This window comes from Frankia sp. CcMO1 (genome assembly GCF_977945845.1).
In genome coordinates this window covers 1-10,338 of sequence record NZ_CDWTMG010000173.1, presented here as the reverse complement: position 1 = coordinate 10,338, position 10,338 = coordinate 1, and the positions used below count along the sequence as shown (strand labels likewise).

The 10,338-nt window shown below is 70.1% G+C and carries 9 protein-coding genes; 2 read left to right on the top strand and 7 right to left on the bottom strand.

The genetic code is table 11. The annotated features are described in order from the left end of the window. Positions 1 to 6 precede the first annotated feature (6 nt). Positions 7 to 816, bottom strand: coding sequence for an anti-sigma factor RsbA family regulatory protein (locus AC08OU_RS17815; protein ID WP_476601959.1), 810 nt, complete (start codon positions 814 to 816; stop codon positions 7 to 9). A 728-nt stretch (positions 817 to 1,544) separates the two neighbouring features. On the opposite strand from AC08OU_RS17815, the gene AC08OU_RS17810 reads away from it, so the two are divergent. Further along, positions 1,545 to 4,118: a Tex family protein gene (locus AC08OU_RS17810; RefSeq protein ID WP_476601956.1), complete on the top strand. Its 2,574-nt coding sequence runs from the start codon at positions 1,545 to 1,547 to the stop codon at positions 4,116 to 4,118. A gap of 258 nt (positions 4,119 to 4,376) precedes the next feature. Here AC08OU_RS17810 and AC08OU_RS17805 read toward each other — a convergent pair whose 3' ends face one another. From AC08OU_RS17805 to AC08OU_RS17780, 6 genes are all read right to left on the bottom strand, one after another. Further along, positions 4,377 to 4,865: a beta-class carbonic anhydrase gene (locus AC08OU_RS17805; protein ID WP_476601957.1), complete on the bottom strand. Its 489-nt coding sequence runs from the start codon at positions 4,863 to 4,865 to the stop codon at positions 4,377 to 4,379. A gap of 60 nt (positions 4,866 to 4,925) precedes the next feature. After that, positions 4,926 to 5,951, bottom strand: a complete 1,026-nt coding sequence (locus tag AC08OU_RS17800; protein WP_462187832.1) for an aromatic/alkene monooxygenase hydroxylase subunit beta — start codon at positions 5,949 to 5,951, stop codon at positions 4,926 to 4,928. Positions 5,952 to 5,953: 2 nt separating this feature from the next. Beyond that, positions 5,954 to 6,259, bottom strand: coding sequence for an MmoB/DmpM family protein (locus tag AC08OU_RS17795; protein WP_476602122.1), 306 nt, complete (start codon positions 6,257 to 6,259; stop codon positions 5,954 to 5,956). Continuing rightward, the gene (locus AC08OU_RS17790) at positions 6,256 to 6,666 is read right to left on the bottom strand and encodes a monooxygenase system ferredoxin subunit (RefSeq protein ID WP_476597412.1); all 411 of its coding nucleotides are present in this window, start codon (positions 6,664 to 6,666) and stop codon (positions 6,256 to 6,258) included. The genes AC08OU_RS17795 and AC08OU_RS17790 overlap by 4 nt, the downstream gene beginning before the upstream one ends. Positions 6,667 to 6,673: 7 nt before the next feature. Continuing rightward, positions 6,674 to 6,922, bottom strand: coding sequence for a toluene-4-monooxygenase system B family protein (locus AC08OU_RS17785; protein ID WP_462187827.1), 249 nt, complete (start codon positions 6,920 to 6,922; stop codon positions 6,674 to 6,676). A gap of 70 nt (positions 6,923 to 6,992) precedes the next feature. Further along, positions 6,993 to 8,516, bottom strand: a complete 1,524-nt coding sequence (locus AC08OU_RS17780) for an aromatic/alkene/methane monooxygenase hydroxylase/oxygenase subunit alpha (protein ID WP_462187825.1) — start codon at positions 8,514 to 8,516, stop codon at positions 6,993 to 6,995. Positions 8,517 to 8,836: 320 nt separating this feature from the next. On the opposite strand from AC08OU_RS17780, the gene AC08OU_RS17775 reads away from it, so the two are divergent. Next, positions 8,837 to 9,505, top strand: coding sequence for a MarR family winged helix-turn-helix transcriptional regulator (locus AC08OU_RS17775; protein ID WP_476602124.1), 669 nt, complete (start codon positions 8,837 to 8,839; stop codon positions 9,503 to 9,505). Positions 9,506 to 10,338 lie beyond the last annotated feature (833 nt).

The following is a 10,338-nucleotide window of genomic DNA, read 5'->3' as shown; positions in this document are numbered from 1 at the left end:
GGAGTATTAGACGTACATATACATCCGCACGGTCGTGCCAACCCAGGTCGACCGGAGCTGGACGAGATCGCACAACTGGTTGACGAGCCACAGCCCGCGGCCGCCGCCCAGGGACAGGTCCGGGCGGCGGCGTCCGGCCAACCGGTCGTACAGCCGGCCGCCGTCGCGGACCTCGCAGATCAGGCAGGCGTCGTCCGTCCAGATGCGGACCACTCCATGGCCCCCGCCGTGGTGCACGCTGTTCGTGGCGACCTCGTGCACGGCCAGCTCGAACTCGCCGGTCCGCTCGGCGCCCAGGCCCCGGGCCAAGGCGACCCGGGTCATCTCGGCGCGGACATGCCCCAGGTCGTGCGGGCCGAAGGCAAACTTGATGCGGGGAACGCCGAGGTCCGGCAGGGCCTCGGCCAGCGGGTCGGGGCCCGGACCCCCGACGACGGACCCGGGCGATCGACACCGGGAACTGACCCGGCCCAGCCCGCCCTCCACCACCACGGGATGGGTGCGCCAGATCTCGTCGACGAGCGGCGAGTCGATCCGGCCCACAGCATAGAGGCACCGCAGCCGCCACGCCGGCGGCGCGGCGAACGCCTCGTTGAGCAACGCCTCGTGCAGCATGCATGCTCGCCGCTCCGGGCCGGACCGGTCCAGCCATATCGGCTCGCCGATCCCCCGTACCAGCCGACCGCGTTCGACACCGAGGTCCAGAAAATCCTGCCAGGCCGAAATAATCCGGGCCGGATTACGACCGAGCTCGGCCATGTCGAGAAAAGAGACGCGCTGCGCGGCCCGACCGAGGGCGGCGCGTAACTGGCGTATCCGCCTGTGTCACGGCGACCAGGACGGCCTCGTCGGCCGCGAGCCCGGCGAGCACGAAATCGTGCGTTGTGCTGAGGAAACCGGCGTCGCCCTGATACAGGAAAGCCTCGTGGCGAATCCCGTCGAGCCCACTTCCACCGGCGATCGGGCCACAGATGGAGCCCAGGGTACTCCCGCGGCTCACCTCGCGGCCCGACGCGGCAAAGCGCGGGTCGCCCCCACGGGAGCCCGCCCGGCCACTCACCGCGACCTCGGCGGCGGAATGCCGAGAATACACGCGGCCCGCGCCGGCAGCCCCGTCCCCAGTGTGCACGGGCACATCGTAGGTCATGCCGAACCAATGGGATATACACCGCAACACAATCAGACCGCCCAGCTCATCAGAGCTGGTAGCAGAAACGACCCGGCCACCCCGGAACCGGTTCTCCGGCCAGGCGGGCCACGCCGGGCCGGGCCGGTCGCCGCCGTAACCGCGCCACGCGGGGACGATGCCCGAGACCAGGAGGCTGGCAGCCGAGACCAGGAGGCCTGCGCTCGAAACCAGGAGGCTGCGGGAACGCGGGAACCCGCGCCGGGACCGCCGCCCGCGGGCGGAAAACCGCGTGATCACCCGTAGTCTCGCAGTCAGAGCGTCGGCGCGGGTCTCACCGCACGGCGCCCGAGCGACGACGACGCGGCCGGCCCCCGGCCCGGCGACCGAAGATCGACGAGAAGGCGGATCAGGGATTGTGACGACGACATCTGTCCCGCAGCAGTCCATCCATCAGCGGATCGCCGAGGAGCTCGGCGTGCGCCAGGGGCAGGTGACGGCGGCGGTCGACCTGCTCGACGGTGGTGCCACCGTGCCCTTCATCGCTCGCTACCGCAAGGAGGCGACCGGCACCCTCGACGACACGCAGCTGCGCACGCTGGAGGAACGGCTGCGTTACCTGCGGGAGCTAGAGGATCGGCGCGGCGCGATCCTCGAGTCGATCCGGTCGCAGGGCAAGCTGGACGACGCCCTGGAGGCGCAGATCCTCGCCGCCGACTCCAAGGCCCGGTTGGAGGACATCTACCTGCCCTTCAAGCCGAAGCGGCGGACCAGGGCGCAGATCGCCCGGGAGGCCGGCCTCGAACCGCTGGCGGAGAGCCTGCTGGGCGACCCCTCGCTCGACCCGTACGCCACAGCGACGGCCTACGTCGATCCGGAGAAGGGCGTGGCCGACGCGGGTGCCGCGCTGGAGGGAGCGCGGGCGATCCTCGTCGAACGGTTCGCCGAGGACGCTGACCTGATCGGCACGCTGCGCGAGCGAATGTGGTCGCGTGGTGTCCTGGTCTCCCGGGTCCGGGAGGGCAAGGAGGAGGCGGGGGCGAAGTTCTCGGACTACTTCGACTTCTCCGAGCCGTTCACCTCGTTGCCGTCGCACCGCATCCTCGCGGCGTTCCGGGGGGAGAAGGAGGAGATCCTCGACCTGACCCTCGAACCGGGCGTGCCGGCGGAGCCGGACGCCGCCCCGCCGCCCGGGCCGACCGACTACGAGACGCGGATCGCCGAGACGTTCGGGATCTCCGACGCGGGCCGGCCGGCGGACCGGTGGCTCCTCGACACGGTCCGCTGGGCCTGGCGCACCCGCATCCTTGTGCACCTCGGCGTCGATCTGCGGATGCGGCTGTGGACGGCCGCCGAGGACACCGCCGTGCGGGTGTTCGCGGCGAACCTGCGTGACCTGCTGCTCGCGGCGCCGGCCGGGACCCGGGCGACCATGGGTCTCGACCCGGGGTACCGCACCGGAGTGAAGGTCGCCGTGGTCGACCCGACCGGCAAGGTGGTCGCCACCGACACCATTCATCCGCACGTCCCGGCACGGCGGTGGGACGAGTCGATCACCACCCTGGCCCGGCTCGCCCGGGAGCACCGCGTCGACCTGATCTCGATCGGGAACGGGACGGCCTCCCGGGAGACCGACAAGCTCGCCGAGGACCTCATCCGCCGGCACCCGGAGCTGTCGCTGACGAAGGTGACAGTGTCGGAGGCGGGGGCGTCGGTGTATTCGGCGTCCGCTTATGCCGCGGCGGAGCTCCCCGGGCTCGACGTCTCGCTGCGCGGGGCCGTGTCGATCGCCCGGCGGCTGCAGGACCCGCTCGCGGAGCTGGTGAAGATCGACCCGAAGTCGATCGGGGTTGGGCAGTACCAGCACGACCTGTCCGAGTCCCGGCTGTCGTCATCCCTGGACGCGGTGGTCGAGGACTGCGTGAACGCGGTGGGGGTGGACGTCAACACCGCGTCTGCCCCGCTGCTGACCCGGGTGTCCGGAATCGGGGCAAGCCTCGCGGAGAGCGTGGTGCGCCACCGCGACACGCACGGGCCGTTCCAGACCAGGGCCGCACTGAAGGACGTCCCCCGCCTCGGGCCGAAGGCGTTCGAGCAGTGCGCCGGCTTCCTGCGCATCCCCGGCGGGGACGATCCGCTGGACGCCTCCAGCGTGCACCCCGAGTCCTACCCGGTGGTGCGGCGCATCCTCGCGGCGACCGGCGGCGACCTCGGCTCCCTTATCGGCAACGGCGCGGTCCTGCGAGCCCTGAAGCCGAGCGAGTTCGTCGACGACACCTTCGGCCTGCCAACCGTCACCGACATCCTCGCCGAGCTGGAGAAGCCCGGCCGTGACCCGCGGCCGGCCTTCAGGACGGCGGCATTCACCGAGGGGATCGAGACGCTCGCGGACCTGGTCCCCGGCATGACCCTGGAGGGAACCGTCACGAACGTCGCCGCGTTCGGGGCCTTCGTCGACATCGGCGTTCACCAGGACGGCCTGGTGCACGTGTCGGCGATGTCGAAGAACTTCGTCAGCGATCCGCGCGAGGTCGTCAAGCCCGGCGACATCGTGACGGTGAAGGTTCTCGACGTCGACATCCCACGCAAGCGGATCTCGCTGACGCTGCGGCTGGACGACGAGGCCGGTGCCGCGGGTCCGGGTCGCCGGGACGGCGAGGGTGACCGGCGGGGAGCCGCGGGTGCGGGCGCCGGACGCGGCGGGAGCCGTGATCGTGGTGATCAGCGGGATGGCGGCCGGGGCACCGCGAGTGGCGAACGTGGTGGTGCCGGCGGTCGCGGTGCCGGTGGTGCCGGTGGTTCCGGTGGACGCGGTGGCATGGGCGGTCGTGGCGGTTCCGGTGGCAGGAACGGTTCCGGTGGCCGCGGGGGTTCCGGTGGCCGCAGCGGATCCAGTGTGCCGGACGGCGCGATCGCCGAGGCGCTGCGCCGGGCCGGCATCGTCAACGGCGACCAGATCACTCTCGGCGAGTCCGGCCGCAAGCGCGGCTGACCCACTGACCAGGTGACGGGTGGGGCCGGCGGGTCGGGCCGGGAATTATCGGCTCCGGCGCCTCCCGCCGGCCCCACTCACCTGGCTCCCCCCGGAGGTGCTTCGCGGATCGACGGTACTGATCCCCGAAGCACCCCGACGGCGGACGAAGTCCGGTGTCGTCAGAAATACGGTGTCATCAGAAAGAACCGACGGTGATACCGATAATGGTGAGTCGATACTCGAAGGCGCTGAACAGCAGGGTGCGGCAGGCGGATATCACGCGACTTCGGCGAGCAGTCCGGTGGCAACATCGAAGATGAAGCCACGGATGGCGCCGGTATGCGGGATGAACGGACTCGCCTTGATCCGCGCGATCGACTGGCGTACGTCTTCGGTCAGGTCGGTGAACGACTCCGCGGCCCATTCCGGTTTCATCCCGGTCTCGTCCTGGATCGAGCGTTTGAAATCGTCGTCGGTGAAGGTCAGCATGCCGCAGTCGGTGTGGTGGATCAGGATGATCTCGCGGGTGCCGAGCAGGCGCTGGCTGATCGCGAGGGAACGGATCTCGTCGTCGGTGACGACGCCGCCGGCGTTGCGGATGACGTGAGCCTCGCCGTCGCCCAGGCCGAGGATCGCGTAGACGTTGAGCCGTGCGTCCATGCAGGCGACGGCGGCGATGTGCTTGGACGGCGGCAGCGGAAGCGGCCCGGCGAAGGTCTTCGCGTAGGCGGCGTTGTTGGTCAGGTAGTCGTCGGTGACGGACATGGGTCCTTCCGGGGGGCGGATCGGTGGTGGAGGCCGGAGGTTCAGGCGGGATCCGCAGGTTCAGGCGGGGTCCGCCGTGCCGGTCCAGGAGGCACGGAACGCCGCGGTGGTCGCGGCGACGGTGGCGGTGACCTCGGCCGGGCTGGCCGGGTTCGGGGCATCGCCGAACCCGGCCGCCAGGCCCGCGACGCCCGTCTCCGCGCGGGGGCGCCAGCTTTCTTCCCAGACCGCGAGAACCGCGGCGTTGTCGGGCCGTTCGGCGATGGCGTGGCGGGCCAGGGCCGCGCTCCACGCCCGGCTGCGGGCGCCGTCGACGCCGGACTCGCGCAGCAGTTGGGCGGTGAGGCCGTCGCCGTTGGCGTCCGCGAGGTCGGGGAGGGCGGTCTTGAGCAGGGTGTCGAGCGCCGGCTTGACGACGAGGTTCAGCGCCGTGAAGGCCTCCGCCCAGTCGTAGGCGACCAGCAACCGCTCCAGCGCCTCCCGGGCGGGTTGCCAGGCCGGGTCTTCTTCCCAGAACCGTCGGGTGGCCCGGCTGTCGGCGAGGTCGGCGCCATGGACCAACGACAGCGCCTTGGCCCGGTAGGCGATCCACTGCAGGGCGCGCAGTTCGTCGGCGGCCTGGAAGAACGCGGCGTTGCTGACGTAGGCGCTGGGTCCGAGCTGGCCGACGTACAGGCTGGTGATCTGCAACACGTGGAACAGGTAGCGGGCGGGCAGGTAAAGCCGCGCGAGGACACCCACCCAGGCCGGGTTCAGGCCGGCATCCGCATCGAGGGCCTCGAAGTGGTCGACGACGCCTTCGGCGTAGATCTCCCGGTCGTGCTGCAGGGCGATGTAGCGGCGGTAGTTGAGCTGGGCGGGGTCGCGGAACGCCTCCCAGTCCACGCCCCGCAGCGGCGAGCCCTCGCGGTAGCGTAGGTACCACCGGTTGATCGGACTGTCAGGATCAAGGTCGAACGGGGCCGGCTGCCGCCCGAAGTGGTAGTGGAAGTGGCCGGTGACGGTCTCGTACTCGTTCGGCTTGCGGCGGGCCCCGTCGAACACACTCCAAGTGCGCAGGGGCCTCGCCGTGGGGGCGGTAGTCATCCTCAGTCCTTCCGGTCCAGGTACCAGACGAGTTCGTCGTCGCTCACGTACCGCATCCGCCCGGCAAAGCCGGCGAGGGCGGGTTCGAGGGTGGCGAGCGGGACGGACCGGCCGGCGGCCTCCTCCAGGCTGGCGCGGGTGACCCGCAGGAAGCGGGGCGCGTTGATGCGCACGTAGCCGTTGCGGTCCTCCACGACCAGCGTCTGGTCGGGGTTGTCCTTCTCGATTGCGGCGTGCAGTGCCTCGACGACGTCCGGGTCGAATCCGCGGACGATGGGGCCTACCAGGCGGCTGGAGTCGGCGGTCATGAAAATCGTCTCCCCGTCGGTGCCGCGGTCGCAGCGCCACGGCACCGGTTGTAGTGACGTCGGCCGTCGGGTGGGATCCCGACAATGATCCGCTCGCCGTCGGCGCGCACCGGGAAGCTGTACAGCCGGCAGTCGCTCGGGTTGAGGCTCTCGCCGGTCGCCAGGTCGAACTCCCAGTGGTGCGCGGCGCAGGTGAGCACCCCGTCCTCGACGGCGCCGTTGACCAGCGGGAATCGCGAGTGCGGACACACCGCCTGGTACGCCCGTAGCGCCCCGCCGGGCAGGTGCGCCAGCAGCACCTGCTCGGCGCCCGCGGTCACCTCGAGCACGTCGCCTTCCCACACCTCGTCCAGCGAGGCGACGTCGGTCCACGCCACTGCGGTGCCACCCGCCGACGCGCTACTCATCGACGTGCTACTCATCGAAGAAGGCTTCGACATGGTCGAGCGGGCCGACGCCGGCCTCGCCGATGCGCGCCTCGCGGGCGAGCACCCGACCGTTGTGGCGGACCCCCACCGGCGCGTCGCTGGCCGGCAGACGCCGGCCCACGACGTGGTGAGCGATCTTTTGGCCGACGGCCTCGACGGTGTCGGCGTCGTCCACCGCCACCAGCAGCGACACGAAGTCGTGCTCGAAAACCGCGCTCAGCGGCAGCAGAGCCATCGGGCCCCCTCGGAGTGCTCGTGGACGTGGACGTAGACGTGCTCGTGGGAGTGCTCCTGCGCCCCGGGGGTCATCGCCGTGCCGCCCTAGCGCCGGTTGCGCCCGCCGCCGCGGCCTGTGCCCAGGCGTAGCCGGTGGCGTCCTGTCCCTGCTCGGACGGCGACAGCCCCATGTAGGCGAGCACGCCGCCGAGGTCGGGCGGGCTGATCTCGCCGGCGAGGAACCGGTCCACCAGCGACCGGTGCCCGGCGAACCGCTCCGGACGCTGCGTGAAGATCCACTTGCAGGGTTCCGAGCAGAACAGGTAGTCACGGCCCCCGTGGGTGTGGCGCAGCGGAGCGGCCGAGGCCAGCGCGCCGGCCTCCACGCCGGCGGCCCGCACGATCGGCAGTTGGCACAGGTTGCACACCAACGGCAGCGTCTCCGGGAAGGTGGCCTCGCCCTTCCCCGCGCGGATGTTGTCGCCGATGACGTCCCAGTACTTGCCGAACGTACGGTTCCAGCCCGGGTACTTCTCCTCCAGCCACACCCGCTCGTCCGCCGAGACGCCGGCGTCCGGGTTCCACCAGACCGTCGGCCGCCAGTTCCACACCCCGAGGTGGATCGCGTGGTGGTACCAGGTGAGTTCGTTGACGAACTCCTCCCAGTACCACGGATACTCCAGACCGAAGTCCCGGAACTGGTCGGAGAACTGCTTGATCACCCACTCCTCGATGAATTCCTTGAACGACATCGTCCGATGCTCGAGCGGGGTGTAGTAGTCCATCGACAGGCCGGTCAGCAGCGCGAACACCCGCCATGACCGCCAGAACATGTGATCGATGAGGAACTGACCCCAGTCCTTGTGGCCGCCCTCGGCAAGGATCTTGATGGTCGGCTCGCCCTGCTGGGCATGGCGGGCCTCGTCCGTCTGGATACTGGAGATCAGCGAGCCGAACTCCAGGTCACCCACCTTGATCGCGTCGGCTGCCATGCCGAGGAACTGCAGGTTCGTGAAACCGGTTTCAAGGGTGAAGGTGAGCTGCAGCGCGATCGACAGCGCGTCGTTGGCGACGAACATGTCGTCGAACAGCTGCCGGACCGCGAGCACGATCCACTCGTTCGTGTGGAACGCCTTGAGCGCCCAGTCGGCCCGCGGCTCCTTCCCGATCAACCCATAGGGGAAGAACGCCTGGATCTGGCCGTGCCGGACCTCATCGAGCGTGCCGAACGTCGCCGTATTGCGCCACGCCGCCGCCCGCCCGAACCGGCCCATCCGCGCCTCACCGATGGAGGCGAGGTACTCCGGCATCGTGATCGCGCCATAGTGCGCCAGGATCACCGACTTCCATCCCGGGTCGAGCTTCTCGAACAGCTCCGAGCGGGCGATCGCGTTCTTGACCGAGTACGTCGTGGTGTCCTTCGTCACCTGGTTGTGCACGTACTCCCGATAAGTGATCTTGTATGGCTCGTCCCAGGCCAGCCACTCCTCGGATGAGACCCGGCCCGTCCCCGACAGCTCCTCTGGGAAGACGTCCTGCTCGGACACGTAACCAAACGACCAGTTGGTGTCGCGGGCCAGGTCGTACCAGTCACTGCGGGCAAGCTTCGGCATGCTCGCCTCCTTGGTGTTCCCCCACGGACGCGGACCGGACCCGCCCGGTCCGGCAACGCTCACGCGCCGCACGGCCCAACCCGGCACCGGCCGCCATCTCGACAATTTCAGTCGACAAGGAGAACTATGTGCGGGACGACCCTTGATGTCAAGGACTCCTAACGATCCGGTCCGGGCGGATCGGATTGCTAAGGTCCACTCGCGGGTTCCGACGTTCCCCGTCACGACCCTCGCGGCGGGTCGGCCGTCGCGAACCCGGGAAAGTCCCAACGGCAGGAGGCAGCGGTGCTGGCGATACACGCGGCGTTCGGACCGCGCGCGTGAGGCCGCCCGGCACCCCCGAGGAACGCCACCCCGGGCTCGACGCGAAGATCGTGGCCGCCCTCGACCGGATCGGCGAGGCCCTGCAGGTGCTCGCCCGCCGCTCGGCCGAGGCGCACGACCTGTCCCCCACCCAGCTTCGGGTCCTCGCCCGCCTCTACGCAGGACCACCCCCGGCGGCCCGAACCAGCGCACTGGCACGTGAACTCGACGTGGCCGACCCCACCGTCAGCGACGCCGTAGCGGCCCTGCGCCGCAAAGGGCTCGTTGGCCGCCAGCAGGACCCCGCCGACCGGCGTCACTACCGGCTCCACCTCACCGCCGACGGCCAGCAGACCGCGCACGCGGTCTCCCGGTGGACCGCCCCGGTCGAGGTGGCGACCGCCAGGATCCCCCGCCCGGACGGCGAGCAGCTGCTCGCAACCCTCCTGGACCTGCTGGAACGCCTGCACGCCGAACACCTGATCAGCGTGACGCGCACGTGTACCACCTGCCGGCGCTTCGAACCCGCGCCTCGCCACGCCCGGCCCACCCGCCGCACCCAACCCACCGTTCACCGCTGCGCGTTCTTCGACTACCGCCTCGGGCCGTCCGACATCCGGGTCGACTGCCCGGAACACCTCACCCAGGAGGAGTTCGCCCGCCGCGGCGCCGCGGGCGGCCGGTGACACCGAACGGGGCCAACCGGGTCATGCACGTCGACGTCCACAGCGCCGCGGTCGGCCTGCCCGACGGCACGCCCGCGGGGTCCGTTGTCGACAGCTCACCGATCAGCTGCGCGAGGAGGGGGCCGGCGGGCCCATCGGTCCGATGGATGCAAGCGGGCGCGGCGGGTCCGCAGGAAGTCGCTCAGGCTACTCGCTGGGCTCATGCCGCGATTGTGGCTGGCTGAGGGGCGTGCTGCCTGGCCATGCCGGTACCAGGCAGCACGCACGCCGCCCGGTTCGGCGGGAGTGGTTCAGGAAGCCGGGATGGCGGTCACCAGGCCGCCGTCAACGGCGATGGCCGCCGTGTCAGTGGTGTCGGTCATGGCGCCAGCCTCACTACCCAGTATCAGGGCAGCCAGGCCCGGACCAACCCAGGCGCCCCAGGGCCACCCCGGCTTCTCCCGTCGGTGGGGGTGTCCGCGACGGCGGCCCGGCCGGTCTCGATCGCCTCGTCGGAGTCGGCTGGGGCGCCGGTCCGTTCGAACAGGGTCCGCAGGGTGGAGCCAGGGTTAGACAGCCGTCCGGCACAGTTGTGGTGATCGGGAAAAGCGAGCTCGACGGGCGTGTTAGATGGCGGATTACCGGTGTTCTACGTGTAATTACCATGGTCAAGAATAGGTTATTTTCATGATCGGATGCTGGTGCGCGCCCACGTTCCTCTCCGCCCGGTACGGGGCGGGAGTGTGCTTTAGCGTGGTTCTTGCCGTTCTCGGCCTTTGGACCTACATCATGACAAAAATATAACGATTTATGTAGCTGTTCACCTGGGGTCACCAGGAGTGTCCGGTAGTTCT